Source organism: Methylocystis sp. S23 (assembly GCF_054106005.1).
The window spans coordinates 1,812,257-1,838,723 of sequence record NZ_CM134185.1; the positions used below are offsets into that span (position 1 = coordinate 1,812,257).

23 protein-coding genes are annotated in these 26,467 nt (G+C 67.4%); 12 read left to right on the plus strand and 11 right to left on the minus strand.

Going from position 1 to position 26,467, the window contains the following annotated elements:
• Nucleotides 1-59: 59 nt before the first annotated feature.
• The 5 genes from ACV7JP_RS08980 to ACV7JP_RS09000 all read right to left on the minus strand — a co-directional run bounded on the left by ACV7JP_RS08980 (nt 60) and on the right by ACV7JP_RS09000 (nt 5,731).
• Nucleotides 60-1,127, minus strand: a complete 1,068-nt coding sequence (locus ACV7JP_RS08980; RefSeq protein WP_457798875.1) for a cytochrome-c peroxidase — start codon at nt 1,125-1,127, stop codon at nt 60-62.
• 58 nt (nt 1,128-1,185) lie between these two features.
• On the minus strand, nt 1,186-1,827 hold the full coding sequence (locus ACV7JP_RS08985; protein WP_457798876.1) for a S24 family peptidase: 642 nt from the start codon (nt 1,825-1,827) through the stop codon (nt 1,186-1,188).
• Nucleotides 1,828-1,960: 133 nt separating this feature from the next.
• The gene (locus ACV7JP_RS08990; protein WP_457798877.1) at nt 1,961-3,814 is read right to left on the minus strand and encodes a cation:proton antiporter domain-containing protein; all 1,854 of its coding nucleotides are present in this window, start codon (nt 3,812-3,814) and stop codon (nt 1,961-1,963) included.
• 159 nt (nt 3,815-3,973) lie between these two features.
• A complete protein-coding gene (locus tag ACV7JP_RS08995) occupies nt 3,974-4,444 on the minus strand; it encodes a DUF2147 domain-containing protein (RefSeq protein ID WP_457798878.1) in 471 nt (156 codons plus the stop codon).
• Between the two features lie 84 nt (nt 4,445-4,528).
• Nucleotides 4,529-5,731, minus strand: a complete 1,203-nt coding sequence (locus ACV7JP_RS09000; RefSeq protein ID WP_457798879.1) for a glycosyltransferase family 4 protein — start codon at nt 5,729-5,731, stop codon at nt 4,529-4,531.
• A gap of 133 nt (nt 5,732-5,864) precedes the next feature.
• Here ACV7JP_RS09000 and ACV7JP_RS09005 point away from each other — a divergent pair, with 133 nt between their 5' ends.
• The 11 genes from ACV7JP_RS09005 to ACV7JP_RS09055 all read left to right on the plus strand — a co-directional run bounded on the left by ACV7JP_RS09005 (nt 5,865) and on the right by ACV7JP_RS09055 (nt 20,680).
• On the plus strand, nt 5,865-6,686 hold the full coding sequence (locus tag ACV7JP_RS09005; protein ID WP_457798880.1) for an alpha/beta hydrolase: 822 nt from the start codon (nt 5,865-5,867) through the stop codon (nt 6,684-6,686).
• A 142-nt stretch (nt 6,687-6,828) separates the two neighbouring features.
• Entirely contained in the window at nt 6,829-7,587 is a 759-nt protein-coding gene (gene bcsS, locus ACV7JP_RS09010; RefSeq protein WP_457798881.1) for a cellulose biosynthesis protein BcsS, read from the plus strand.
• A gap of 92 nt (nt 7,588-7,679) precedes the next feature.
• Complete coding sequence (bcsA, locus tag ACV7JP_RS09015; RefSeq protein ID WP_457798882.1) at nt 7,680-9,980, plus strand: UDP-forming cellulose synthase catalytic subunit; 2,301 nt, start codon at nt 7,680-7,682, stop codon at nt 9,978-9,980.
• A complete protein-coding gene (locus ACV7JP_RS09020; RefSeq protein WP_457798883.1) occupies nt 9,977-12,601 on the plus strand; it encodes a cellulose biosynthesis cyclic di-GMP-binding regulatory protein BcsB in 2,625 nt (874 codons plus the stop codon). The genes bcsA and ACV7JP_RS09020 overlap by 4 nt, the downstream gene beginning before the upstream one ends.
• Nucleotides 12,598-13,791 carry a glycosyl hydrolase family 8 gene (locus ACV7JP_RS09025; protein WP_457798884.1) on the plus strand — a complete coding sequence of 398 codons (1,194 nt, stop codon included), beginning with the start codon at nt 12,598-12,600 and terminating at the stop codon, nt 13,789-13,791. Before ACV7JP_RS09020 ends, ACV7JP_RS09025 begins: the two co-directional genes overlap by 4 nt.
• Entirely contained in the window at nt 13,779-16,076 is a 2,298-nt protein-coding gene (locus ACV7JP_RS09030) for a hypothetical protein (protein WP_457798885.1), read from the plus strand. Before ACV7JP_RS09025 ends, ACV7JP_RS09030 begins: the two co-directional genes overlap by 13 nt.
• A gap of 1 nt (nt 16,077) precedes the next feature.
• Nucleotides 16,078-17,262 carry a cellulose biosynthesis protein BcsN gene (gene bcsN / locus ACV7JP_RS09035; protein ID WP_457798886.1) on the plus strand — a complete coding sequence of 395 codons (1,185 nt, stop codon included), beginning with the start codon at nt 16,078-16,080 and terminating at the stop codon, nt 17,260-17,262.
• 87 nt (nt 17,263-17,349) lie between these two features.
• Nucleotides 17,350-18,555 (plus strand): homoserine O-acetyltransferase MetX, encoded by a 1,206-nt coding sequence (gene metX / locus ACV7JP_RS09040; protein WP_457798887.1) that lies wholly within the window; start codon nt 17,350-17,352, stop codon nt 18,553-18,555.
• On the plus strand, nt 18,552-19,193 hold the full coding sequence (metW, locus tag ACV7JP_RS09045; RefSeq protein ID WP_457798888.1) for a methionine biosynthesis protein MetW: 642 nt from the start codon (nt 18,552-18,554) through the stop codon (nt 19,191-19,193). The genes metX and metW overlap by 4 nt, the downstream gene beginning before the upstream one ends.
• A 179-nt stretch (nt 19,194-19,372) precedes the next feature.
• The gene (locus ACV7JP_RS09050) at nt 19,373-20,185 is read left to right on the plus strand and encodes a Crp/Fnr family transcriptional regulator (RefSeq protein ID WP_457798889.1); all 813 of its coding nucleotides are present in this window, start codon (nt 19,373-19,375) and stop codon (nt 20,183-20,185) included.
• Between the two features lie 132 nt (nt 20,186-20,317).
• Nucleotides 20,318-20,680, plus strand: a complete 363-nt coding sequence (locus ACV7JP_RS09055) for a DUF1636 family protein (protein ID WP_457798890.1) — start codon at nt 20,318-20,320, stop codon at nt 20,678-20,680.
• Between the two features lie 227 nt (nt 20,681-20,907).
• Here the strand turns inward: ACV7JP_RS09055 and ppa are convergent, their stop codons facing one another.
• From ppa to ACV7JP_RS09070, 3 genes are all read right to left on the minus strand, one after another.
• The gene (gene ppa / locus ACV7JP_RS09060) at nt 20,908-21,444 is read right to left on the minus strand and encodes an inorganic diphosphatase (RefSeq protein WP_457798891.1); all 537 of its coding nucleotides are present in this window, start codon (nt 21,442-21,444) and stop codon (nt 20,908-20,910) included.
• A gap of 210 nt (nt 21,445-21,654) precedes the next feature.
• The gene (locus ACV7JP_RS09065; RefSeq protein ID WP_457798892.1) at nt 21,655-22,542 is read right to left on the minus strand and encodes an anti-sigma factor family protein; all 888 of its coding nucleotides are present in this window, start codon (nt 22,540-22,542) and stop codon (nt 21,655-21,657) included.
• 7 nt (nt 22,543-22,549) lie between these two features.
• A complete protein-coding gene (locus ACV7JP_RS09070; RefSeq protein ID WP_457798893.1) occupies nt 22,550-23,050 on the minus strand; it encodes a sigma factor-like helix-turn-helix DNA-binding protein in 501 nt (166 codons plus the stop codon).
• Between the two features lie 210 nt (nt 23,051-23,260).
• On the opposite strand from ACV7JP_RS09070, the gene fabI reads away from it, so the two are divergent.
• A complete protein-coding gene (gene fabI / locus ACV7JP_RS09075; RefSeq protein ID WP_457798894.1) occupies nt 23,261-24,121 on the plus strand; it encodes an enoyl-ACP reductase FabI in 861 nt (286 codons plus the stop codon).
• On the opposite strand, the gene ACV7JP_RS09080 is transcribed toward fabI, so the two are convergent.
• The 3 genes from ACV7JP_RS09080 to ACV7JP_RS09090 all read right to left on the minus strand — a co-directional run bounded on the left by ACV7JP_RS09080 (nt 24,122) and on the right by ACV7JP_RS09090 (nt 26,447).
• Nucleotides 24,122-24,547: a PIN domain-containing protein gene (locus ACV7JP_RS09080; RefSeq protein ID WP_457798895.1), complete on the minus strand. Its 426-nt coding sequence runs from the start codon at nt 24,545-24,547 to the stop codon at nt 24,122-24,124.
• Complete coding sequence (locus ACV7JP_RS09085) at nt 24,544-24,840, minus strand: type II toxin-antitoxin system prevent-host-death family antitoxin (RefSeq protein WP_457798896.1); 297 nt, start codon at nt 24,838-24,840, stop codon at nt 24,544-24,546. Before ACV7JP_RS09085 ends, ACV7JP_RS09080 begins: the two co-directional genes overlap by 4 nt.
• Nucleotides 24,841-25,163: 323 nt before the next feature.
• Nucleotides 25,164-26,447, minus strand: coding sequence for a M16 family metallopeptidase (locus tag ACV7JP_RS09090; protein WP_457798897.1), 1,284 nt, complete (start codon nt 26,445-26,447; stop codon nt 25,164-25,166).
• Nucleotides 26,448-26,467 lie beyond the last annotated feature (20 nt).

Consider the following 26,467-nt stretch of genomic DNA (forward strand, 5'->3'; position numbering starts at 1 on the left):
GCGACAAAAAAGGCGGGCCCTCGCGGCGCCCGCCTTTCACGTCTCTGCGGCCGACGCGCTCAGCGATCGCGCGGCGGCAGGATCGGCAGCACGATGTCCGGTTGCTTGCCGGTCAGCGATTTCAGGAAAGCGGCGATCTTCGCCGCTTCGTCGTCCGTGAGCTTCGCGCCCAGTTGCGACTCGGCCATCACCGTCACCGCCTTTGTGAGGTCGAAGGTCGAGCCGGTGTGGAAGTAAGGCGCGGTCAGCTCGACATTGCGCAGCGACGGCGTCTTGAAGACGTAGCGGTCGGCGTTGTTCTTGGTCACCGCATAGCGGCCGGCGTCCTCGGCGGGCAGATGCTCGGGGCCCGGATTGGCGACGACGCCGAATTTGGCGTAGCTCGTCCCGCCGACGTTCATGCCGTTGTGGCAGCCGGCGCAGCCCTTGTCGATGAAGAGCTTGAGGCCCGTCTTCTGCTCGCCGGAGAGCGCCGCGTCGTCGCCGGTCAGCCAGCGGTCGAAAGCGGAATCGGGCGTGATCAGGGTCGCCTCGAAGATCGCGATGGCGCGGCCGATATTGTCGTAGACGAGCGGATCGGCTTCGCCGGGGAAGGCTTTTTTGAAGGCCTCGACATAGCCCGGCACGGCCTTGAGCTGCTCGATCTCATGCTGTTTGGTCGCGGCGAGCTCGACCGGATTGATCGCCATCGGGCCGCCGCGCGTCTTCAGCATGGCCTTGGGATTCGCCATCACCGAATTGACGACCTGATCCTTCAGATCAGAGGCGCGTCCGTCCCAATATTGCGACTTGTTGAAGACCGCGTTGAGCACCGTCTGCACCTCGCGCCCCGCGAGCTGGGCGTTGTGGCCGCCCGAAAGCGCGCCGCCATCCACGCCGCCCATGCTGAGATTGTGGCAGGTGGCGCAGGCGAGGTCGCGATGATCCGAGAGGCGGGGCTCGAAATAGAGCATCTTGCCGAGCGCGAGCTTTTCCGGCGTCGACGGATTGTCGGGCAGGGCCGGGGCGGTCCTGGGGATCGGCTCGAACAGGCCCTTCGCCTGCTCGCGCAGCGCGTCCTCCGCGCGCGCCGCGCCGGCGCCGAGCGACAAGAGAGCGAAAATCGGGGCGATCAGGGAATGACGCATGTTCGGGTCCGTCTCCGGAAAAATCAGAATCGTTCTATAGCACAGCTCTTTTTACCGGTTACTGGCTCGCCCATAAAATCCGCGCCATCCAGCTTACTTCCTCGCGCGGAATGACGCGGTCCGCATAGGCCGGATTGATCGAACGCAATTCGATGGAGCGGGCGGTCTGGCGCTTCAGCTCCTTGGCCATGATCTCGCCGGACGTGGTCTTCACCACCACGCGGTCGCCGCGGCGGATCGGCGCGGCCGGGGAGACGATGACGATGTCGCCGTCACGATAGAGCGGCGCCATGGAGTCGCCCGAAATCTCCAGCGCATAGGAATGTTCGTCGGCGTCGGCGAGAACGTCGATCTCATCCCAGCCGGCGCCCACCACAAAGCCGGCGTCGTCGAAGAAACCGCCTTCGCCGGCCTGGGCGAGACCGATCAGCGGGCGGGTATGGCGCCGCGTCGCCGCGCTGTTGGCCGAGACCAGCGCCATGAACTCGTCGAGGCTCGCGCCCGTCGCCTGCAAAACCTTGGCGATGGATTCGGTCGAGGGCCAGCGCTGGCGGCCCTCCGGCGTTTCGCGCTTCGAGCGGTTGAAGGTGGTGGGATCGAGCCCCGCCTTGCGCGCGAGACCGGAGGGCGTGAGGCCGCAGCGTTCGCCGAGCGCGTCGATCGCGGCCCAGATCTGCGCGTGAGAGAGGATGTCCGTCATGGGAACGATGTCCGGCAGGAATTCCTAAATAGGAATATATGCTCGACAACCGCCGCGCAAGATGATTTTGTCTTAGCCGGGCGCGGCTTATGCGGTCGTCCGTCGGCGGCCTTCCCCGAGGCCGATCAAGGCGCTACGCCTCCTCCTCGGCTTCCTTCGCCGGCCCGGAGATGCGGCGGCGCGCCAGCTCGCGCTTGATCTTGTTGCGCCGCTCGGTCTGCCGCGCTCGGGCCTCTTCGCCCGAGGGCTGCAGGATCTTGCGGAATTCGTCGCGTTTCTCGTGGATCGAGGCGATGACGTAGCCCATGGGCACGCCGACGTCGACGAGCACGGTCTCGGCCAGTTGCAGGCTCGCCTCGATCGTCTCGGGAATGGCGTCGCTCGCGCCGAGTCCGTAGAGCGTCGTCGCGTGGCGCGCGTCGCGCGCGCGGGCGACGATGATGAGATCCTCGCGAATCTCGTGGGCGATGCGCACGACCTCCTCGACGGCGGGCGCGTTCTCGATGGTGACGACCAGCGCGCGCGCCTGCTCGATTCCGCAGCGGAGAAGGAGCTCCCGCCGCGTGGCGTTGCCCCAATAGATCTCGACGCCCTTCTCGCGTCCCTGCGCGACGAGCGACACCAGGTTCTCGATGGCGACGAAGGGCACGTTGTGGCGGGAGAGCATCTCGCCCACGAGGCCGCCGATGCGGCCGAAACCCACGATCACCACCCGGCCCTCGGCGACGGCGCCTCCGGGCGCGAGATGGGCGTATTGCGCGTCGTCGTCCCGCTTTTCCGTCGGCCGGCCGAGCCGCGCGCCGATCCGGCCGAGGAAGGGGATGAAGAAGATCGAGAGCGTCACCACCACCATGGCGTCGGCGCCCAAATGGCCCGGCAGCACGCCCGCGATCATGGCGGAGGTGAGGAGCGCGAAGGCGAACTCGCCGCCGGGCGCGAGCAGCAGCGCGGCCTCCGCCGCCGCGCGCGCCTCGATTCCGAAGAGCAGCGCGAGCGGGAAGATGATGGCGGCCTTCACGGCGGTCAGGCCCACCGCGTTCATGACGACCGGCGCCGGATCGGCGATGACGGCGCCGATGTCGAGCCCCGCCCCGACGGTGACGAAGAACAGGCCGAGCAGCAGGCCCTTGAAGGGCTCGATCGTCACCTCGATTTCGCGGCGGAACTCCGTTTCGGCGAGCAGCAGGCCGGCGATGAAGGCCCCAAGCCCCATGGAGAGGCCGGCCGCCGCCGTGACCAGCGCCTCGCCCACGACGACGAGGAGACAGGCCGCCATGAACAGCTCGGTGAGCTGCGCCGAGGCGACGAGGCGAAACAGCGGGCGCAGCAGCAGCCGGCCGAAGACGATGAGGCCGGCGAGCGCGGCGAACGCCGGCAGAAAGGTGGAGACGGCCTGAAGCGCGCTGAAGCCGTCCTTGGCCTGCGCCATGAAGGAGACGAAGAACAGCGCCGGCGCCACCATCAGATCCTGCAGCAGCAAGACGGAGAAGGCGACGCGGCCCGGCGCCTTGTTGACGCGCCGCGCCTCGGAGAGCACTGGCATGACGACGGCGGTCGAGGACATGGCGAGCGCCGCGCCCATGAGGATGGAGGGGGCCGTTTCGACGCCGAACTGGTAATGGCCGACCACGGCGAGGACGGTCGTGCAGATCGCGACCTGGGCGAGGCCCAGCCCGAAAACGAGCTTCCGCATGCGCGCCAGGCGCTCCCAGGAGAGCTCCAGCCCGATCATGAAGAGCAGAAAGACGAGCCCGAATTCCGCGAGCTCCGACACCCCCTGCACATCCGTGATGGTGATGAAGGACATGAGATTGCCGGGCGAGGCGAAGCGCCCGAGCCCATGCGGGCCGATCGCCGCGCCGGCGAGCAGGAAGCCGAGCACCGGGCTCACGCGCAGCCGATGGAACAAGGGCACGACGACGCCGGCGGTGGCGAGAAAGACGAGCGCCTCCCGGTAGGACTCGAGATGTAACGGATTCTCGCCCAAGAAGCGGCCCCCCGGTAAATGATTCGATTCATCGAATTTAACGGCGGGGGCGCGTTTGGCGAGCGCGTTCAGGCGAAATCTTTGTCGTTGAGGCGCACAAAAAAGCGCCGCCCCGAAAGGCGGCGCAGATCGAGGCTGGAAGATTTCCCGAAAGCGACCCTATTCCGCGCGCGCGGCGGACTCCTTACCCTGCGCCGGGGCGGCGGCCGTCTTCGCGGCGGCGACGCGCGTCCATGTCTCGCCGCTGCAGAGGAAGCCCCAAAGGCAACCCTTCAGCCGCAATTCGTTCGCCGATTTGATGGTGATGAAACCGTCATAGGTCTTGCCGTCCTGCGCATTGTAGAGCTTGCCCTTCCATTCGTTGGGGCCGCTCTTCGAGGCGCCGCGCAGGATCACCGTGCCGACGGCTTTCTCGTCCTCGGGCTTCTTCACCGAGATGAGCTTGGCGCAAAGAAGGGCGCCGCAGTCGTAGAAGCTGAACTGCTCGCCGCCCGCGGGCCGCAGCCAGACGCCGTGCGGATCGTTGGGATCGGGCGCGCCGATAGCGGCGACGGGCGCGGCGAGAAGCGCCAAGGCGGCGGCGACGGCGGGAAGGCGCGCCAAGGGATCGAATACGGAGACAGGTTTCATTTCGATCGCTCCTTTGATTGGCGATGGGATCAGCATCCCGCGTCATCAGGGCGAATCTTCGGCCTTATTTTGAAGGCGCCGGGGCTAATGCCGAAGCAGACGCTTGTACGCCTCGAGCGTGGCGCGCTGCATCTGCTCGAGGGAAAAGCGCGATTGCACATTGGCCCGGGCGCGCAGCGACATTTCGTCCCGCGCGGAAGCCGGCATCGCCAGAGCCTCCGAGACGGCGCGCGCCAGCGCGGCCGGATCGCCGGGCGGCGCGCGCCAGCCGGTCGCCTGGCGGGCCGGAACTTGCGGCGGCGCCCGCACGATTTCCGGCGAGGCGCCGATGTCGGAGACGATCACCGGCGCGCCCATGGCCTGCGCCTCGATCGCGACGCGGCCGAAAGCCTCGGGCTCCGTCGAGGGCGCGACAATGACGGCGCTCGCGAGATAGGCCGCCGGCATGTCGTCGCAATGGCCCACATTGCGGACGAAGCCCTCCAGGCCCGCGCGCATGATCTGCGCCTCTATGCTGCGCCGGAAGCTGTCGCTGTGCGGATCGCCGACGAAGAGGACGCGAACCTCGCGCGCCTGCTCGGCCGCCAGGCGCTTCGCCGCCTCGATCATCACGGCGTGGCCCTTGCGGGCGGCGAGCCGGGCGGGCAGCAGCACGACGCGCTCATGCGGAGCGACGCCCCATTCCGCGCGCAATCTCTGCACGCGCGCGGGCGACACGGCGGCGGGAGAGAAGACGCGCAGATCGACGCTGCGCGGAATGACGACGACCCGCTCGGCGGCCTCCGGATGCAGCTCGCATATGCGCTTCGCCGCGAAATCGGAGATGGCGATGACGACGTCGCCCGACGCCATGATGGCGTTGTATCGCAGCTTGACGCCGGACCCGCCATAATAGGCGCTGTGATAGGTCGTCACGAATTTGGTCCCGGTCTGCCGAGTGGCGTAATAGGCGACCCAGGCGGGGGCGCGCGAGCGGGCGTGCACGATGTCGACGCCCTCGTCGCGCAGAATGCGCGCGAGCAACACGGAATTCAGCGCCATGGCGATGGGGTTCTTGGTCGCCGCCGGGAAGGGAAGCCAGACGCCGCCCTTGGACTGCAATTCGCTGATCATGCGGCCGCCCCGCGAGGCGACGAGGCTGCGGCCGCCCGCCTGCGAAAGCGCCTCGGCCATATCGATGGTCGCGCGCTCCGCCCCGCCCGACTGAAGGTCGGGAACGATCTGCAGCACCGTCCGTCCGACGAGCGAATGGTCGGCGGCGGCGAGAGGGGCGAGGATCTGGGACATGGAGGCGATCGGCGAGCGGATGGTTCTCTAGTTGCGAGCGCTCGCATTCTCTTACGAGATTATTTACCAACTATGAGCGAAACGCGGGAAATCAAGGAAGCGGCCTTGCGCCGGCGAAATCCGGGGAACGAGCTTGAACGACGCTGATGTCGACTTTGTCGACGTTGAAAACCCGTCCGGCGGCCCGCCATGGCGCATTGCGAGGCGGCTTCGCAAGGCGAGGGGCGGCGACGGCCCTGGAATCGTCTGGCTGGGCGGATTCGCCTCGGATATGGGGTCGACGAAAGCGGCCTTTCTCGACGCCTGGGCGCAAGAGAGAGGCCGCGCCTTTCTGAGATTTGATTATTCCGGCCACGGCGCGTCGGGCGGACGCTTCGAGGACGGCTGCATCGGCGACTGGCTGGAGCAGACGGCGGCGGTTTTCGACCGCTCGACGCAGGGCGCGCAGATCGTCGTCGGCAGCTCCATGGGAGGCTGGCTCGCCCTGCTGCTCGCGCGCCGCCTCGCGGAAAAGAGCGAGACGGCGCGGCTCGCGGGCCTTGTGCTGCTCGCCCCGGCGGTGGACTTCACCGAAGAGCTGATGTGGAAGAATCTCGACGAGGCGACGCGCCGCGAGATTATGGAGAAAGGCGCCTGGATGCGCGCCTCGCAATATTCTCCCGACCCGACGCCGATCACGCGCCGCCTGGTGGAGGACGGACGCAGGCATCTGCTGCTCGGCGGGGTCATCCGGGCGCATGCGCGCGTCCATATCTTGCAGGGCATGGCGGACCCCGACGTGCCGTGGCGCCACGCATTGACGATTGTCGAGCATCTCTCCGCCGATCCGGTTACGTTGACCTTCGTCGCCGGCGGCGACCACCGCCTCTCGCGCCCGGAAGACCTTGCGCAGCTCGGCGCCGCCGTCGCGTTGATGAGCGCGCCTTTGGAAGCCCCGAAATTTAATCAATCTTAGGCATAAGAAATCCTTCGCTCGAAACCGCATCAATTTATTAAGTCCCGTAAAGCAACTTGGCGGCGCATGCAGGCGCCATGACCGGCGCGGAATGCGGCGAAGGGCGAGCGATCGCCCGACAGACAAATGAGTTGTCTCGACCATGCGCGCGTCTCGTATCCTGGCCCTCGTCGTCGCTTTGGCGATCTCGATGACGATTGGAGCGAATGCGCGCGCGGCCGACTGGTATACGGGCGTCCCCACCGACGGACCGCCGATCCCGAAGGCGCCGCGCGCGACGCTCGACATCGCTCTGGACGGCACGAGCCAGGCCGCCTATTCCGCCGCGATCATCGGCACCATCGCGCCCTTCACGCCGCTCGACCGCAGCGGCTTCCGCATGCGCGGCAGCGGCATTGTGGGCACCTATACTTATGATTCCACCGACGTTGGAAGGGTCAACGGCAATCTGATCGGCGGCGCCATGCTCATGGGCTATGAATGGGTGTTCAAGCGCGCGACGGTCTCGGTCTATCTCGGCGGCGAGATCGTCAACACGACCATCTCGCCCAACGATCCCAACAACCAGGCCAAGGGCACGAGCGTCGGCGTCAAGGTCGCGACGGATTTCTACGTCACGCCGACCAACGACACCATGATCGCGGGCGTCTTCTCCTATTCGTCGAACTTCAGCTCCTATTACGGCCGCCTGAAGTTCGGCATGGCGTTCGCGGACCGCATCTATGTCGGCCCCGAAGTCGGCATGCTGGGCGATAATTTCTTCCAGCAATGGCGCCTCGGCGGTCACGTGACCGGCATCCGCTTCGGAATGCTGCAATTCGGCGCGGCGCTCGGCTTCCTTAACGACCGCGTCCGCGGCGGCGGCCTCTACGGAACGGTGGATACGCGGGTAACCTTCTAATCCGCCTAGGAAAACCGCCCGGCGGCGCATCGTTAACGCGGCTTTTAACCCTCCTGTCTACAATTCTAGTTGGAAAGATTGCGGGGTCGTTGATGTCGGGGTTGCGTGGGTTCGCGTGGATTGCGACTGGCGTGCTGGCGGTGGGGTTGCTGACGCAGCCCGTCAGCGTGCAGGCGCAATTGTCGCTGAGCGTCACCATCATCGCCGTCCTGCTCCTCCTGTGGAAATTCGGCGGCGGCCCCCTGGCCCGGCAGATCTATCTCGCGCTGTCGAGCTTCATCGTCATCCGCTACGTCTACTGGCGCCTGACCTGCACGCTGCCGCCCGCCTCCGATCCCGTCGGCCTGTTCTTCGGCCTGGTCCTGCTGTCGGCGGAGCTTTACTGCGTCTGTATTCTCATCATCAGCCTCATCGTCAATGTCGATCCGGTCAAGCGCAAGCCCCTGTCCCGGCGCCCCGACGAGGACTTGCCGGTCGTCGACGTCTTCATTCCGACTTACAACGAGGACGAATATATTCTGGCGACGACGGCGGCCGCCGCGCTGTCGATGGATTATCCCAGGGAAAAGCTCAATGTCTGGCTGCTGGACGACGGCGGCACCGACCAGAAATGCAACGACAAGAATCCCGCCAAGGCCGAAGCCGCCAAGCTTCGGCGCACCTCCTTGCAGGAGCTCTGCAAGCGGCTCGGCGCCCATTATCTGACGCGCGCCAAGAATGAGCACGCCAAGGCCGGCAACATGAACAGCGCGCTCGCCCATGTGAAGGGCGACATCGTGCTCGTCTTCGACGCCGATCACGCGCCCTTCCGCTCCTTCCTGCAGGAGACGGTCGCCTATTTCATCGACTATCCGAAGCTCTTCCTCGTCCAGACGCCGCACGTCTTTCTCAATCCCGACCCGATCGAGAAGAATCTGAAGACCTTCGACCGCATGCCGTCCGAGAACGAGATGTTCTACTCGATGACGCAACGCGGCCTGGACAAATGGGACGCCTCCTTCTTCTGCGGCTCGGCGGCGCTTCTGCGCCGTTCGGCGCTGATGGAGGCGGGCGGCTTCTCCGGCGTCACCATCACGGAAGACTGCGAAACCGCCTTCGAGCTCCACGCCAAGGGCTATAACAGCATCTTCGTCGACAAGCCGCTGATCGCCGGCCTGCAGCCCGAGACCTTCGCCTCCTTCATCGGGCAGCGCGTGCGCTGGTGCCAGGGCATGCTGCAGATCATGGTGCTCAAGAATCCCGCGCTCAAGAAGGGCCTGAAGCCCATTCAGAAGCTCGGCTACCTCTCGAGCATGACCTTCTGGTTCTTCCCCTTCCCGCGCCTCATCTTCATGCTAGCGCCGCTCGCCTACATCCTCTTCGACGTGAAGATCTTCGTCTCGAACGTCGACGAGGCGGTGGCCTTCACCGCGACCTACATGATCTCCAACGTCATGCTGCAGAACTACATGTTCGGCGCCGTGCGCTGGCCCTGGGTGTCGGAGCTCTACGAATATTGCCAGGGCGTGTTTCTCAGCAAGGCGATCGTCTCCGTGCTGATGAATCCCAGAAAGCCCACCTTCAACGTCACAGCCAAGGGCCTGACGCTCGACAACGACCATCTGTCCGAGCTCGCCTGGCCGTTCTTCGCCATTTATCTGATGCTGCTCACGGGCACGCTGGTCGCCGCCTTCCGCTACGTCGTGGAGCCGGGCGTCAGCAATCTCATGTTCATCGTCGGCCTGTGGAACACCTTCAATCTGATCATGGCGGGCGTCGCGCTTGGCGCGGTCTCGGAGCGCAAGCAGCCCGACCGCCATCCGCGCCTGACGATCAAGCGCAAGGGCTGGCTCGACTTCAGCGACCAGCGCGTCGCGGTGGAGATCCTCAACGTCTCGGCCGGCGGCTGTGCGGTGCGCCTCCTCGAGGAGATGCCGCCCATGCTGCTCGAAGCGGAGGACACGCGCGCGCGCCTCACGATCGAGCCGGTCGGCGATCTCGTCGGCAAGCGCAGCCTGCCGCTGATTTTCCGCCGCGCGCCGGTCGCCGGACATGACGATCTCTTCGGCTGCGAGTTCGATACGATGCAGGCCGAGGAATATTTCGTGCTCGCCGATCTCATGTATGGCGATTCCGACGCGCTGCCGCGTTTCCTGGCAAGCCGCCGCAAGCATAAGAGCGTCTGGGCCGGCACCGGCCAGTTCATCTGGTGGGGTCTCGTCGAACCGATCCGCGCGCTCGCTTATCTCTTCAAGTCCAAGCCGCCGGCGGAGCCGGATCCCGTCGCGTCGCCCGCGCCGCCGCCCGCGCCCTCGACCGCCTGGCTGAAGCGCCTCGTGGCGCAGGCGGGAGAGGGAGAAAAGAAATCGGCCGAACGGGACGCGCTGCAGCCGGCGGCGCGAAAGTCGGCATGACGCGGCCAGCCTCCAGAAGCGCGCGCCAGACGCGCGGCTTTCGCGCCCTCGCGGCGGCGGGAGCGCTCGCGCTCCTCGCGTCGCAGGCGCTCGCCCAGGCGATTTTCCTCACCGCGCCGTCGGAAGTGTCGCGCATCGACCGGCCCCCGGTGACGCCCGTCCAGGCGCAGGCGCCCGCGCCGCAATTCCCCGCTTCCGTCGCCGCCCCTGTCGCGCCGGCGCAGGCCGCCGCGCCCGCGCCGCGCCCGGCGCTGAAGACGCGCCATACGATGCTGCGGCATCTGGCCAACAATATTCAGGGCTACCGTCTCGCCGGCGAGATCGGCTCGTCCGAATGGCCGATCTACATCACCGACAAGCAGGCGCGCCGGCGCCTGCGCTTCCAGCTCGGCTATCTTTCCGCCGTCTCCGTGATGCCCGAATATTCGCGCCTGACTCTGTCGATCAACGATCAGCCGGTCGGCGCGACGCCCATCACCGCGGTGCAGACGGTGAAGACCGTCGTCTTCGACATTCCGCCGGGCCTCCTGCGCCCCGGCTTCAATTCGGTCCGCATCACCACCGAGCAGCGCCATCGCGTCGATTGCTCGCTGGAAGCCACGCAGGAATTGTGGACGCAGATCGATCCGACGCAGACCGGCCTCATTCTCGACGAAGCCGACGCCGCGATCGACGCCATCTCCGATCTCGGCGCGCTGCCCGCCGACGAACAGGGCGCCTTGCCGCTGCGCGCCGTGCTGCCCGCCAATCCGACGACCCGCGACGTCGAGCGCATGTTGCGGGTCATACAGCTCATCTCGATCATCGGCCGTTTCGAGCAGCCGGTCGTGGACGCCGGCGCGCTGGCCGGCGGCCTCTACGGCGCCAATCTTCTCGTCGGCACGGCGGCGGAGCTCGCCGCGATCGCCGGCCCGCAAATGGTGGGCCTCGTCACCAAGCCGCGCGCCTTCGTCCTGCCCATGTCGCCGGGGCGGCGCACGACGATCGTCGTGACGGGCGCCGACGCGCAGCAGGTCGACGAAGCGATCAAGCAGTTCCTCGTCGCGACGAAGCCCAAGGGCGCGCAAGCGGGCCTGCGCGCCGCCGCGGCCTTTCCGGGCTTCCGCGTCGAAGGCGGCCAGCGCATCCGGCTCGGCGACATCGGCGTGCGGAGCGCGGAATTCGACGGGCGCCTGTTCCGCGTCGCCTTCAACATCATCATGCCGTCGGATTTCTATCCGGCGGATTACGGCCGCGCGACGGTGCGCGTCGCGGGCGGCTATTCGCCGGGCCTCACCTCCAAGGCGCAGCTCGTCATGTATGTGAACGAGCGCACCGCGGTCAGCCTGCCGCTGCTCAAATCGACGGGCGAGGTCTTCAAGGACAATCCGCTGCCGCTGCCGCTCGGCTTTCTGCGTCCCGGCCTCAACCGCATCGAGATCGAGGCGCATGTGCCGACGCCCTCCGACGAGAGCTGCGACACGCTGGCCGCCAAGGACGCGCCGAACCGCTTCCTCTTCCTCGACTCGACGGAGATCGAAATTCCGCCGATCGCGCGCGTCGGACGCCTGCCCGACCTCGCGGTCACGGCGACGGGCGGCTTCCCCTTCGCCGGCTCGCCGCGCCGCTCCAAGCTCTATATGCCGCGCCTCGATCCCAAGACGATCGGCGCGGCGGCGACCTTCGTCGCCCATCTCGCCGTCGTCGCCGGGCGGCCGATCGATTTCGAGATCACGCAGACCCCGCCGCTCAAGGCCAAGAGCCCGACTCTCGCGGTCGCGCCCTATGACGCGTTCGACCCCGATCTGCTGAAGAAGCTTGACATGCCGGTCGACGATCTGGCGCGCGTCTGGCGCGAGAAGATCGGCGTCGAGAGCCGCGGCGCGGCCGACATTGACGAGAGCGCCGTCAGCGTCGACGCCGCGACCCGCAATCGTCTCGTGCTGCAGAACAACTTCCCCATGGCCTGCCATCCGCCGCAATCGATCGGCGGCTTCCGCGCGATGCTGCGGAACATCGACCGGTTCGCCGTCGGCGCCACCGAGGAGGAGACCGCGGACGATGCGTCGGCGGCGCCCGCCGGCGAGGAGGAAGAAGGCGCGCCCGATCTCTTCCAGGAATGGGACGCGCGCCTGCGCAATGAGAGCCGCCTCAGTTGGCTCATCGACTGGGTGCAGGGCGTCGGACAATGGGGCAAGGCCAAATTCACGGATGCGGGCGAGCTCTTCCGGGGCTTCGAGCGCGGCGCCTCGCCTTCGGAAATGTCGCCGCAGACCTCGCTTGCGCTGGGCCAGAACATTCTGGGCGGCGCGAGCGAAAATGTCTGGACGGTCCTGACGGCGCCCAACGCCGACGCGCTCGCGGACTCCGTCGCCTGCCTCGTCGATCCGCGCGTGTCGCGTCAGATTTCCGGCCATGTGTCGCTGCTCGACATTTCCAAGGCGAAGATCGACGCCGTGCCGGTCTCCAACACGCATTTCGTCATCACCCAGCCGCTCTCGCTCGGCAATGCGCGCCTCATCGCGGCGGGCTGGCTGTCGCTGCATTCGCTCTATTACGTGGGCGCGGCGCTGGTCATCGGCGTTCTGCTCGCGCTGTCGACGCGCGTCTTCGTCAAGAATGTCGGCAGGAGGACGTCGTGATCGCCCTTCTGCGCGTCCTCCTGCTCGGGCTCCTCGCGGCCGCCGCCGCGCCCGCCGCCGCCCAGTCTTCTCCGCCCGAGGCCCCGCAAGGCGCGGCCCCGCAGGCGGCCGATCCGGGCGCGCCGGCGGAAGCGCCCGCGCCCGAGCCGGCGCAGAAAAGGCCGCCCCGGCTTGTTCTCGACGCGCGCGCCCTGCCCATTGGCGGCGCGCTGAAGATCCCCGGCATGTGGGCCGCCTACAAGGCGCGCTTCGTGACCGAGCAGGGACGCGTGATCGACACCGGGAACAATCTCATCAGCCACAGCGAGGGCCAGGGCTACGGCATGCTGCTCGCCGTCGCCGCCAATGACCGGCCGACCTTCGACCGCATCTGGGGCTGGACGCGCGCCAATCTGATGGTGCGCGACGACGCGCTCCTCGCCTGGCGCTGGGAGCCCGGCAAGCGTCCCGCCGTCGCCGACATGAACGACGCCTCCGACGGCGACCTTCTCGTGGCCTGGGCGCTCGCCGAAGCCGGCGAATTCTGGAACGACATGAGCTACCGCACGTTGGGCCGGCGCATCGCCGTCGAGGTCGCCCGAAAGACGGTGATGTTCAAGACGAAGATGGGCGCCATCCTGCTGCCGGCGGTCTCGGGCTTTCACGAGAACGACCGCACGGACGGGCCGATCGTCAATCTCTCCTATTACATTTTCCCCGCCTTCGCGCGGCTCAAGCTCGTCGCGCCGGAAGTCGATTGGGCGGGCCTCACGGAAGCGGGGCTCAACCTTCTCGACGCGACGCGCGCGCAGGCCGAGGCGCTGCCGCCCGACTGGATGTCGCTCAAGGACTGGACCTACAAGCCGGCCGACGGCTTCCCCGCGCAATTCTCCTACAACGCCGTGCGCGTGCCGCTCTATATGGCCTGGGCCGGCATTGGCGAGCGCGAGCAATATGAGCCTTTCATGGCGCTCGTGAAGCGGACGCGCGGCGCCATGTCGATCGTCGACGTCGCGAACGGCGTCGAAATCGGCAAGTTCGGCGACGCCGGCATCGGCGCCGTCGGCGCGCTCACCGCCTGCGTGGTCGAAGGCTCCAAGGCGCCGCAGCAGCTCTTCATGCTGGCGCCCGCCGATAATTACTATCCCGCGACGCTGCAGATGCTGTCGCTCATCGCCATGCAGATGAGGTACGGCTCATGTCTGCGATGACGCGGCCGCTCATCCTCCTCGCGCTCCTCGCCGCGCTCGTCTGGGGCGGGGGCGCGCGCGCGGCGCCGCCGCCGCCGGGCGCAAAGCCGCCGAGCGCGAAGGCGCCGGAGGGAAAAGCCGTGAAAGCGGCGCCTCCGAAGCCGGCGGACAAGCCGCAGGATATGGAGCCGCCGGACCCGCAGGCCGCGATCAACGGCAAGCCGAAATCCAAGGCGGCGCGGCCGCGCCAGCAAATTCCCGTGGTCGGCGGCCCCGTCGGCCCCGACGATTTCGCGCTGCGCTATTACGCCTCGCTGAGGCAGACCGCGCGCGTCAACGCCGAGCTCGCGCGCCTGCACGCGCTCTATCCCAGCTACGAGCCGCCGCAGGACCTCTATGAGGCGCCCGCCTCGAACGCCATCGACGAGGAGCCTTTCTGGGCGCTCTACTCGGCCGACAAGATCGACGAGCTCAAGGCCGCGATCGAGGCGAAGGAGCGCGAAATTCCCGGCTGGAAGCCTTCCGCCGACCTCGCCGCCAAGCTGCGCCGCAAGGAGCTGCGGCTGAAGATCTCGTCGCTGTGGAAGGCCGACAAGATCCTCGATCTCGTGGATTATTTGAGGCGCGAGGATACGAGCGACCTGCAGGACGAGGTCGACATTCTATGGACGATCGCGGAGGCCTACGCCCGCGCGAAACAGAATGAAGACGCCGTTAACATGTTCAAGCGCATTCTAACGTCGACAAAGGACCCGCATATCCGGGTCGCCACGATTCAGAAAGCGCTTGGCTCCCTCCGCATGGCCGACGTCGAGACCTTGCTTGCCGCCGTCCCGGGCGCGTCCCAGGGAGCGGGCGAATTCGCGCAGATCGCGATCGACATCACGCGCGCGCGCATGGCCGCCTTCCTGCACGACGAGCGCTCGGAGGAGGTTCCGCCCGCCGACGTCGCCAAATTCGAGGCCTACGCCAAGAACAGCAAGGATGCGAACCAGATTGGCCTCGTCGCCTGGTACGACTACAAGCGGCGCGACTTCAACGCGGCGCTCGACTGGTTCAAGCTCGCCATCCAGCATGACGGCGACGCGATGATCGCCCATGGCCTCGCCCATTCGCTGCGCGCGCTCAACATGAAGCGCGAGGCGGAAGAGGTCGCCTACGCCTGGCGCGAGCCGCTGACGAACAACATGATTCTCTTTCTCGACCTGCTCGAGACCGATCTGACGCGCGAGGTCCCGCCCTATATCGAGGCCGACCGCTTGGCGCGCTACGCCAAGGTGACGATGGAGGCGAGCTCCGGCGAAGGCGCGCAGGCGCTCGCCTGGTACGCCTATAATAGCTGCCAGTGGGAGGCGGCGAGATTCTGGTTCGAGCGCGCCGTGGCCTGGTTTCCGAAGGACGCGACCGTCTATGGCTACGCGCTGGCGCAGAAGCGCCTGAAGAACGAGAAGGGCCTTTACGAGCTCGCCAACCGCTATGACGGGCTCTTCGCCAAGGTCGTCGAGATCCTGTTCCCGGACGGCTACTACCACCCGCCGTCGCCTTGCGACCAGAAGAACGCCGACAGGCTCCACGGGCCGGGCGTCAGGACCGCGGCCTTCATCGCGCCGGGGCCGGCGATGATTCCCGGCGCCCCCGCGAATTACGCGCCCCTCGACATGAACTACGCGGCCCAGAAGAACGCGTCCTATCCGGTCGAGACGAAGCCGGGGCAGGAGGAGAAGCGCGTCCAGGCGATGCTGAAGGCGATCAAGGGCAAGTTCCCGGCGCCGGTCAATATGGAGAATCCGCTGCGCTTCCGGGCCATGCCGATCCCGTCGCTGCTCGCCCAGCGCGCCCCGGCCATGGGGTTCCCGGTCGCCGCCGAGGGCCCGCTGCGCAAGGAGCCGGCGACGCAGCCCGCGCCGCTCGTCGCCCGCCGCGTGCCGGGCGTCGGCCCCATGCCCTATGAGCAATATGGCTTCAGCCTGTTGCCCGGCTGGAACGGCCAGGAGACGGCGAGCTGGCCGCCTTATTCGCAGCAGATCGCGCCCGCCGGCACGCAATGGGCCGATCAGGAGGCCGATCCGGCCAAGGCCGGCCTCGCCGTTTTCGACGCGCGCAGCCCCGGGAACGCCCGCGGCCTGCCGCCGGGCGGCGCGCCGGCGGCGGGCTACGGCCAGCAGCCGGTCGCGGGCTATGGCCAGCAGCCGCCGAGCCGGTCCTTCGGCGCGGGCGCCGTCGGCAATTATCTCGGCGGCTACGCGCCCGCCGCGCCGCCGCGGGCGCCCGCCTACGGCCAATATCCGCAACCAATGAGCCGATGAGATGAACCGCTCGAACGGCCTCCGCCCCTCCGCCGCCGCGCTCTGCGCGGCTTTCGCGCTGAGTCTCGCCGCCTGCGGCCAGAGCCAGCCGGAGCGCAGCTTCGCGACCGATCCCAACGCCGCCGTGACCGGCCAGTTCGTCGCGGGCCAGACGCTGTCGGCGCCGATCTCGGCGGCCGATCTTAAGGACGATTCGGCGGGCTTTTCCGTCCTTGTTTTGCCGCCCGAGGCGGTGCGCAACGGCCGCGTGACCGAAAAGCAGTTCATCAATGGCTGGCGTCAGAGCATGTCGCTCGACAAGACGAAGGAAGGCGGCGATTGGAACGACATTTCCATCGACGTCCAATCGGCGCCGGGCGGCGGCGGGCGCGGCGAGATCGTGATGGCCAAACCGACGCAGGAAAGCATTCGCCGCGAGATTCTGGCGCGCTTCCAGGGCGCGCCGATGCGCATTGTCAACCGGCCCATGGCCAATGCGCTCGGGCCCTACGGCCTCGCGATCGGCGCCGGCTCCGGCGGACTTCGTTGCGCCTTCGCCTGGCAGTGGGTCGATAATTTCGCCGCGGGCGGACGCGGCGAGAAATCCGGCTTTTTCAGCAATGGCGACATGCCCGCCTCGATCCGCATGCGCCTGTGCCGGCGCGGCGTGACGGCGGACGAGCTCGCGGGATGGTACGAGCAGCTCGGCGTCTCGCCGCAGAACCTCGCCCGCATCGCCGACTCCATGCGCCGCAACATGGCGATTCAGGGCATTGAAGGCCAGGCGGGCGTCGCCGCGGCCGGCGGCCTCGGCCCCGTGGTTTCCGGCGAACCTGGCGGCCGGGGGCGGATGACCGCCTCGGTCGACTCGCTGGAATCGAGCCTGCTCGGCGGCGAGCCGATGGAGGTCGTCCCGACATACCGCCCGGCGAAGCGCGCCGTCCGCCGCGCGGCCCGCAAGGCCGCGCCCGCCGAGCCCGCCGCGGAGTCCGAAGCGCCGGCCCTCGCGCCCGCCGCCCCGGCTCCCGCCGTTCCTTCCGATGGCCGCCGCTATCTCGGCCCCGTATCCGACGCCGGCGGCGGAAGCCCGCAATATGCGGCGAGCGCGCCCGCCGGACGCGGCGCCGGGTTCGGGGCGGCGATCGACGGCCTGCCCGCCCAGGCCCTGCGCGGGCCCTCCGGTCAGCGCGCCATCACGCCATATTAGCGCTTGCCCATTTCGGGCCTTGACAGGGGCGCCCCGCTTCTCGATGTTGCCGAACAATTCGTTCGGCATATCGAACGTGAGGATAGGTTGAACAAATCTCAGCAGGCGCCGCAGACGGACGCCGGAACGTCGTGCGAAAAACGCGCCGGCGCGAATGGCGCGTCGCATGGCGAGACGGCGGTTTTTCCGGCCGGGCATGCGCTGGTCACCGACGGCGGCGGCCGGATCGCGCCGCTCGCCATCGGCTACGAGACCTATGGCGAGCTGAACGCCGACCGCTCCAACGCCATTTTGCTCTGCCACGCGCTGACCGGCGACCAATATGCGGCGGGCGTGCATCCCGTCACGGGCAAGCCCGGCTGGTGGGAGGCCATGGTCGGCCCCGGCAAGCCCTTCGACACGGACAGATATTTCCTCGTCTGCTCCAATGTCGTCGGCGGCTGCATGGGAACGACCGGCCCGTCCTCGGTCAATCCGGCGACGGGCAAGCCCTATGGCCTCGATTTTCCGGTCGTCACCATTCGCGACATGGTGCGCGCGCAGGCGATGCTGATCGACCATCTCGGCATCGACACGCTGTTCTGCGTCGCCGGCGGCTCCATGGGCGGCATGCAGGTGCTGCAATGGGCGGCGAGCTATCCCGAGCGCGTTTTCGCGGCGATGCCGATCGCGACGGCGGCGAAGCATTCGGCGCAGAATATCGGCTTCAACGAAGTCGGCCGGCAGGCGGTGATGGCCGATCCCGACTGGCGCGCGGGACGCTATCTCGAACAGGGCGTGCGCCCGGAGAAGGGCCTCGCCGTGGCGCGCATGTCCGCGCATATCACCTATCTCTCCGAGGCCGCGCTTCAGCGCAAATTCGGCCGCAAGCTGCAGGACCGCTCCGCGCCGACCTTCTCCTTCGACGCCGATTTCCAGATCGAGAATTATCTGCGCTATCAGGGCGTCGCCTTCGTCGAGCGGTTCGACGCCAATTCCTATCTCTTCGTGACGCGCGCCTGCGACTATTTCGATCTCGCGGCCGATTATGGCGGGTCGCTCGCCATGGCCTTCAAGGACACGAAGACGCGCTTTTGCGTGGTCTCCTTCACTTCCGACTGGCTCTATCCGACCTCCGACTCGCGCGCGATCGTCCATGCGCTCAACGCCGGCGGCGCCTCGGTCTCCTTCGTGGAGATCGAGTCCGACAAGGGCCACGACGCCTTTCTGCTGCACGAACCCATGTTCATCGCGACGACGCGCGGCTTTCTCGAAGCGGCCGGAGCGGCGCGCGGCCTGAAGGCGCGCGCATGACGGCGGCGCAAGCTCCCCGCCTCGATCATCTGCTGATCGCCAATATGGTGGAAGCGGGCGCGCGCGTGCTCGACGTCGGCTGCGGCGACGGCGCGCTGCTGCGGCTTCTCGCGGAGATGAAGAATGTCGACGGACGCGGCGTCGAGCTGTCGCAGCGCGGCGTGAACGAATGCGTCGCCAAGGGGCTTTCCGTCATTCAGGGCGACGCCGACACCGACCTCGCGGATTATCCCGCCGACGGCTTCGATTATGTGATTCTCTCTCAGACGCTGCAGGCGACGCGCCATCCGCGGGACGCCTTGCGGAACATGCTGCGGATCGGAAGGCGCGCCATCGTGTCCTTTCCGAATTTCGGCTATTGGCGGGTCCGCGCGCAGCTCGCCTTTCGCGGCCGAATGCCGGTGACGGGCAATCTCGCCTATAACTGGCACGACACGCCGAATATTCATCTCTGCACGATCCGGGACTTCGTCGAGCTCGTCGACGATCTCGACGCCCATATCGAGCGCGGCGTCGCGCTTGACCATGCGGGCGCGCCGATCCGGCTCAACGCCCCCTGGTGGGTATGGAATCTTTTGGGCGAGCAGGCGGTCTTCCTTCTGGCCCGCGACGCGGCCGCAGCGCCGCGTTCGAGCTGACGCCGCGCCGTCATGCGACGGTTTGTCCCGCGCGCTCGCCTTTCGCGGCGATCTCATTCGCGTTAGCCTCCATTGATCGGATGAGCCCCATTGCATTTGAGCTGGCGGTCCCGGCGGCAGGCCGAGCTTTCAGAAAAGCGAGGCCGCGCGAATGGTTTCGCGAGAAGGGGAGATCTCGTGTGGCGTCACAGACGGATATCGGGCTGAGCTTCGCCGAGCCGCGGAAGGGCCGCGCCGGCCGCCGCGGCGCGCGCGCCGCCGTCGCCGAACCGCCATCGCTGCGCGAGCTGCGCCTCTTCGCCAATATTGACAATGACACGCTTGGCCGCTTGACGCTCGAGGCGAAAGTCGAGTCCTTCGAGGACGGCGCCGTCATCTTCCGGCAGGGCGACCCGGTGGGCGCGGTCGTGATCATCCTGCGGGGCTTCGTGAAGGTTCTGCGCATCGCCTCCTGCGGCGACGAGACGCTGATTGGCATCAGCTCCGGCGGCGAAACGGTCGGCGAGCCGCCGTCGAGCCCCGACGAGACCTATCGCGTCTCCGCCGAGGCGATCGGGCCGACGGCCGTGCTCAAATTCCCCGCCGCGCGCTTCGTCCGGCTGATGAAGGAATCGCCGTCGCTCGGCGCGGCGGTGGTGCAGGACGCCAAGGACAAGATTGCCGCGCTGGTAGGCGAGATCGAGTCGCTCAAGGCGCAGAACGCCGATCAGCGTCTCGCGCATTTCCTCCTCTCGCTCTGCCCGCCGGGGGAAGAGCAATGCCGCTTCCGCCTGCCCTATGACAAGCGGCTCATCGCGGCCCGGCTCGGCGTGAAGCAGGAGACGCTATCGCGCGCTTTCGCCAAGCTGCGCGACTATGGCGTGCGCACGGAAACCCGCGACATTCTCGTCGAAAGCGTCTCGCGCCTCGCCGATCAATGCGAACAGCTCGGACGCCAGGGCCGGCTGCCTTCCGAGCGCGGCGAGCCATCGGCGCGGGAAGACGCGGCATAGATGTGAGCCCGCGGCGGACCGGACCGACGCCGCGCATCAAGACCGCCCCGCCCCAAGACCGCCCGCCGACGCCCTTGTCTTTCTCGCGGCCCTGACCGAAAAGGACCTTTGCGAGGAAAGGGAGAGTCGAGCGTGTCGAACGCGAATGTGACGATTTTCGTCTGCGTGTCCTGCCGGGACGGCGCCGATCCCGAGCGCCGGCCAGGGGCGGGTTTCATCGACGCGCTGCGCGCCCGGCTTGCGGAGCGCGATCTCGCATTGCAGGTCGAGCCCGTCGAATGTCTCGCCGTCTGCAAGCGGCCGGCGACGGTGGCCCTCGCCGGCTCCAACAAATGGACCTATGTGATCGGCGATCTCGCCCTGGACGCGCATGTCGACGCCATTATTGATTCGGCGCAGCGTTTCGCGGAAAGCGAGAACGGAATCGTGGCGTGGAAGGACCGTCCCATCTGCTTCCGCAAGGGCGTCATATCGCGCACGCCGCCCTTGCCCTGATTCACGGCCGTCATTGCGCGCCCAACGCCAATGGCGCCATCGCCCGCTTCCCGCTCGCAGGTAGAGGGCAGGGTGAGGGGCAAGGGATCGCCACAAACTCTACCGATAACGCTAGCAAATTCCTCGCGTTCACGACAGATCGGCGCCTCCGCCTCGCCCTCTCCCCGCCTGCGGGGAGAGGGCGCGCGAGCGATCGGCCCAGTTATTTCGCCGCGGGGCAACTTAGCTTACTTCTTCTCCGCCTGGGCGCGCTCGATCGCGGCGGCGATGAGGGCGCGGGCGTCGGCGGCGTCGCCCCAGCCGGCGACCTTGGCCCATTTGCCGGGCTCCAGATCCTTGTAGTGCACAAAGAAGTGCTCGATGCGCCGCCAGGTCATCTCCTGGAGGTCCGTGTAGTTCTGCACGTCGACATAGCGCTGGGTGAGGCGCGAGGAGGGCACCGCGACGATCTTCTCGTCGCCGCCGGCTTCGTCCGTCATGCGCAGCACGCCGATTGGGCGCACGGAAATGACGGCGCCGGGCGCGACGGGGCGCGTATTGGCGACGAGCACGTCGCAAGGGTCGCCATCGTCCGAAAGCGTGTGCGGGATGAAGCCGTAATTTCCGGGATAGCGCATCGCCGTATAAAGGAAGCGGTCGACGAACAGCGTCCCGGAAGCCTTGTCGAGCTCATATTTGATCGGCTCGCCGCCGAGCGGCACTTCGACGACGACATTGACTTCATGCGGCGGGTTCGCGCCGATCGGAATGGCGTCGAGACGCATTCGTATAACTCCGGGCTTTCGAGGGATTTCGGCGCGTGGATCAATGCGCGCGGGGCGATCGGTTCAGAAGCGAATCGCTTCGGAACTATTCCATCAATCCCCAGCGGACTCTATAGCGCGCCGCGAAAAAGTGAAAAAGCCGGCTTTTCGCGAGGCGGCCCTATTTTTTTTGCGGCCTCGATCGCGGCGCGACGGAGAGCGTCGCCGCGGTCAGCGTCTTTCGCCTTCCGTTGCGGCGACCGCCGTCGCGGCCCGTTCGGCGGCGCTCTGCATGTCCTCCTGTCCGAGCGGCCCCACCAGCACGAAGGCGAAGCCCGCCGCCCGCCATTCGATGGCCGAGACGCCCAGTCCCGCGCGCGGCTCCTGCGGCGCCCCGGCGGCGTCCGCGCGCTCGAAATAAAGACCGACGCGGGCGCCGTCGGCGCGCTCATAAAGCAGCAGCCCGGCGGGCGCCGCCACGCCCGGCGCGACGCGGCCGCCAATGAGCCTGAGGCCGAGATCGGCGAGATCGGGCGGATGGGAGAAGCCGACCCGCTCCTTGAGCCAGGCGACAAGCTCTCCCCGCCGGGAAATGTCGATTTCCACCGGCCGCGCGTCGGAGACATAGGTCGCATAGGTCAGGCCCGCGCGCCCGGCGTAGCTCTGCGTCAGCAGCGCGGCGACCGGCGGATGCGGCGCCTCGCCGCGGCCGGCGAAGACCAGCGCCGCGAGGCCCGCGACGGCGGCGCCGGCGAGCAGGGTCAGCATGGTGGAGAGGACCGCCTGACGGCGGCGATTGGCGCGCACGGCGTCGAGCCGCTGCGCGGGCCGCGAGGCGCCCGGCCGGCCCCAATGGATGGCGCCGGTCTCGATCGGCCCCTGCGCCGGGGCGGGCGTGCGCAGCGCGGCGTCCTTGAGCGAGAGCGGCAGCATCTCCAGCGCCACGGGCTCGAAGGCCGCGCGCAGGGCCGCGTTCTGGCGCCGCCATCCCTCGACGAGCGCCGCGTCCTCCGGGTGGGCGAGCAGATGGTCCTCGACCTTGCGGCGCCGTTCGGCGTCGAGCTCGCCGTCGACAAGGGCGTGGAGGTCGGCTTCCTCGATGAAATTGGAAGCGGTCAAGGCGCGCCTATTTCACGACGCGCAGATGCGCGGCGACGCGGCGCGCGGCGCCCTCCGCGCTTACGGGGCGCAGCCCTTCGACGCCGAGCGCGACCCGGGCGCGCATCAGGCGCGTCAGCAGCGTCTCCCTCGGCGCGCCGGCGATGCGGGCGGCGGCGGCGTAGCCGAAGCCTTCCAGCGAGACGAGGAGCAGCGCGGCGCGATCCTCGAAAGAGAGCTCGGCCAGCCCGTGGACGATCGGCGGATGACGCGGGGCGGGGCGAGGGGCGTTGACAAGCCGCTTCGCGGCCATGGCGGTCAGGGCGGCATAGGCTTCGACGCGCGCCTCGGCGGGATCGGCCGGCTTGAGCTCCTTGGCGCGGATGCGGGCGCCGACGCTTTGCAGCGCGCCCTGCACCAGCTCGTCCGAGAACGCATGGCCCGCCCCGGCGCAGAGCGCTCGCGAATAGCGGCGCAAAGCGGGCGCAACCCCGCCCAATCCTTCCAGGATCTCGGCTTTCTTGCCCATACGCGGCCCGTTCAAGAGGCTTTGTTTTTGCCGTTAGAGGCGTTTCCTATCGCATGATAGGTCAAACGCCCGCAAATGGCCATGGGGCGCAGCATAGCATTTTTGTCTAGTCCGTTCGATCGGCCTGTGGGGGGCGCGCAGGGTTTCCTTTGCACAAAAACCGCGCTAAAGGGCCGCCACACCGTTTACGCTTTCGAAATGGACGCCCCGATGACCGAGACCGCTTCGCCCGCCGCTCCTTTCGCCGGAATTCTCGCCGGAAAGAAGGGCCTTATTCTGGGCGTCGCCAATAACCGCTCGATCGCCTGGGGCATCGCCAAGGCCTGCGCGCAGGCCGGCGCGGAACTCGCGCTGACCTATCAGGTCGAGGCGCTGGAGAAGCGCGTGCGGCCGCTCGCCGCGGAGCTCGGCGCCCAGGTCGTCGGCCGCTGCGACGTCGCCGAGACGGAGACGATCGACGCCGTCTTCGCGGAGGTGGAAAAGCTCTGGGGCAAGCTCGATTTCGTTGTGCATTGCCTCGCTTATTCCGACAAGGACCAGCTCGACGGCCGCTATGTCGACACGACGCTCGACAATTTCCTGATGTCGATGAACATCTCCTGCTACAGCTTCACGGCGATCGCCCAGCGCGCCGAGAAGCTGATGCCGGAAGGCGGCTCGCTGCTCACGCTCACCTATTACGGCGCCGAGAAGTGGATGCCGCATTACAATGTGATGGGCGTCGCCAAGGCCGGTCTCGAAGCGTCCGTGCGCTATCTCGCCGCCGATCTCGGCGTGAAGAACATCCGCGTCAACGCCATCTCCGCCGGGCCGATCAAGACCATGGCGGCCTCGGGCATTGGCGATTTCCGCTATATTCTGCGCTGGAACGAATACAATTCGCCGCTGCGCCGCGTGGTGACGATCGAGGAAGTGGGCGAGAGCGCGGTCTATCTGCTATCGCCCATGTCGCGCGGCGTCTCCGGCGAAATCCTGCATGTCGACGCGGGCTATCATGTGGTGGGCATGATGAATCCGAGCGCGGCCCCGAAGATGGCGGATCTGCTGGCGCTGCTGCCGCAGGAGAAGTGATCAGCCCTTCCAGGGATTGAGGACAGGAACGCGCGCGCGCTCGAATTCAGCGGCGTCGCGCGTGACGACGGTCAAACCGTGTTGCAGCGCCGTCGCGGCGATGATCAGGTCGGGCTGCGAAAAAGTATGCCGGGCCTTGCGGCCCTCCTCGACAAGGAGGCGCCATTTGAGCATCACGTCTTCCGTGACCTCCAAGACACGTTGCTCGAACATCGGGCGCACCTTGTGGGCGAGCCAGTCATTGAGCTCGGCGCGCGGCGTGGGGTCGCTCACGCATTCGACGCCGAAACGGATTTCAGCAAGCGTGACCGCGCTGACAAAAAGAAGGCTGAGCGGCTTTTCCGCGATGAACGCGACGACTTTCGGCTCCGGCCTCGGGCGGCGCAGCTCGGAAAGCACATTCGTATCGAGAAGCCAGCCTGTCACAGATCGACGCCGCGCACGGGCATGGGCGCGCGTTTCGGCTCGATCTCGACATCGCGATAAGGCGACGCCTGCAAGGCGTCGATCAGCGCGGCGCCCGTGCGTTCGCCCTTGAGGCGATTGAACTCCTCCACCGAGACCACCACGACCTCGTCGCGCCCATGCACAGAGACGCGCTGCGGCCCCTCGCTACGCACGCGCCGCACCAGCTCGCTGAAACGGGCCTTGGCGTCCTGGAGCCGCCAGCTTCCGGGATGGGGCGGAGGAGGGGGAGAGGTTTTGATTTTTCTGGTCACGCTGACCAGAATAGCGCTGGCGGCCTAGCATTTCAATTACGTTTAAGAGTGATTTTAGAGGCCTTTGCAGAGCCATGACGTCGGGTCTGATTCCGAGACACGTTGTGTCCGGAGTGACTCAAGAGGCTGTACCCGTGCAGACAGTGAGCAACGCCGTCCTCTGGGCACATCGTTGACCAGGGCCTTCGCGGCGGGCGCAAGGATGCAATCCGAATTGCGGCTTTGCATGCTACCCTCACTCCCGATCAGGAAGCGTGGCTCAAGGCGCGTGTCGTCGCTGGCGAATTTGCCTTGGTGGAGGAAGCCGCTCGCCAGCGCCCCGCTCACACCCCGTCCGGCCGCCCCACCATCGTCACGAGCAGGCCGCCGTCCCCCAGCAGCTTCTTCGCCGCGCGCCTGCAATCATCCATCCCCACGGCGTCAATCTTCCCGTTCCTCTCGTCGAGATAGCTGGGTTCAAACCCATCCTGCTGCAGATGCACGAGCTGGCTCGCGATCTTGGTCGAGGTGTCGAAGCGCAGCGCATAGGAGCCGATGAGGAATTTTTTGGCCTTGTCGAGCTCCTCCTCGGTCGGGCCTTCATCGGCGAAGCGGCGCACCTCCTCCTCGATCACGCCCAGCGCCTCGCCCGCGCGCTCATTCTTGGTCGCGGCGGCGCCGAGCAGCATGGGGCACTGGTCATATTCGTTGAGCTGCGAATAGACGCTGTAGGCCATGCCGCGCTTCTCGCGCACCTCGCGGAAAAGCCGCGCGGTGAACGTGCCGCCGCCGAGAATGTGATTCGCGACGACGACGGCGAAATAATCCGGATCGCGCTTCGTGACGCCCGGGCGCCCGAAGCGGATGGTCGTCTGCGGAATGTCGAGCGTCACGATCTGGCGCGCGCCGACGCCGGCGAGCGTGATCGGCGCGATGGGCGCGAGGTCGTTCGTCGCGGCCAAGGGGCCGAACGTCGCGTCGAGATGATCGGACAGCGTCTTCGCGTCGATGGCGCCGACGACGGCGATCTTCAGATCCTTCCTGGCGAAGAGCCGCTCGCGCAGCGCAATGAGATCGGGCCGCGACAGCGTCTCGATCGAGGCGAGGTCGCCGCGCACCGGGCGGCCATAGGGATGGCCCGGGAAGGCCGCCTCGCGGAACGCCTTGGACGCCATGGCGTCGGGCTCGTTCTGGTCACGCTTCAGCTCGGCGACGAGCTGGTTGCGCACGCGGACGACGTCCGCTTCCGAGAGGCGCGCGTCGACGAGCGCGAGCTTCAGCAGCTCGAAGGCCTTGTCGGTGTTCTTCGCGAGCGTCTGTAGATGGCCGGAGATCGCGTCGCGATCCGCCCCGAAGCCGATATGGATGGCGAGGTCGTCCACCGCGCGGTGGAAGCCGCGCGCGTCATAGGGACCGGCGCCCTCGTCGAGCAGGCCGGAAAGCAAGGTCGCGAGGCCGGGCTTGTCCGCCGGGTCCTGCGCCGCGCCGCCGCGCATGGAAAACTCCAGCGCGACGAGCGGCACGGCGTAGCTCTCGACGAGCCAGGCGGCGACGCCGCCGGGCGTGACGATCTTCTGCACATGCTCGGCGCGGGAGGCGACGGTGACGACGGGGGCGTGGGCGGTCATGGATGGTCCTAGCCAATAGC

What these genes read in the sequence shown, in the direction of transcription:
- metW (WP_457798888.1), top strand. Translation starts at nt 18,552, where the DNA reads ATGACGGCGGCGCAAGCTCCCCGCCTCGATCATCTGCTGATCGCCAAT.
- ACV7JP_RS08995 (WP_457798878.1), bottom strand. Translation starts at nt 4,444, where the DNA reads ATGAAACCTGTCTCCGTATTCGATCCCTTGGCGCGCCTTCCCGCCGTC.
- ppa (WP_457798891.1), bottom strand. Translation starts at nt 21,444, where the DNA reads ATGCGTCTCGACGCCATTCCGATCGGCGCGAACCCGCCGCATGAAGTC.
- ACV7JP_RS08985 (WP_457798876.1), bottom strand. Translation starts at nt 1,827, where the DNA reads ATGACGGACATCCTCTCTCACGCGCAGATCTGGGCCGCGATCGACGCG.
- bcsS (WP_457798881.1), top strand. Translation starts at nt 6,829, where the DNA reads ATGCGCGCGTCTCGTATCCTGGCCCTCGTCGTCGCTTTGGCGATCTCG.
- ACV7JP_RS09020 (WP_457798883.1), top strand. Translation starts at nt 9,977, where the DNA reads ATGACGCGGCCAGCCTCCAGAAGCGCGCGCCAGACGCGCGGCTTTCGC.
- ACV7JP_RS09000 (WP_457798879.1), bottom strand. Translation starts at nt 5,731, where the DNA reads ATGTCCCAGATCCTCGCCCCTCTCGCCGCCGCCGACCATTCGCTCGTC.
- ACV7JP_RS09070 (WP_457798893.1), bottom strand. Translation starts at nt 23,050, where the DNA reads ATGGGCAAGAAAGCCGAGATCCTGGAAGGATTGGGCGGGGTTGCGCCC.
- ACV7JP_RS09090 (WP_457798897.1), bottom strand. Translation starts at nt 26,447, where the DNA reads ATGACCGCCCACGCCCCCGTCGTCACCGTCGCCTCCCGCGCCGAGCAT.
- fabI (WP_457798894.1), top strand. Translation starts at nt 23,261, where the DNA reads ATGACCGAGACCGCTTCGCCCGCCGCTCCTTTCGCCGGAATTCTCGCC.
- bcsA (WP_457798882.1), top strand. Translation starts at nt 7,680, where the DNA reads ATGTCGGGGTTGCGTGGGTTCGCGTGGATTGCGACTGGCGTGCTGGCG.
- bcsN (WP_457798886.1), top strand. Translation starts at nt 16,078, where the DNA reads ATGAACCGCTCGAACGGCCTCCGCCCCTCCGCCGCCGCGCTCTGCGCG.
- ACV7JP_RS08980 (WP_457798875.1), bottom strand. Translation starts at nt 1,127, where the DNA reads ATGCGTCATTCCCTGATCGCCCCGATTTTCGCTCTCTTGTCGCTCGGC.
- ACV7JP_RS09030 (WP_457798885.1), top strand. Translation starts at nt 13,779, where the DNA reads ATGTCTGCGATGACGCGGCCGCTCATCCTCCTCGCGCTCCTCGCCGCG.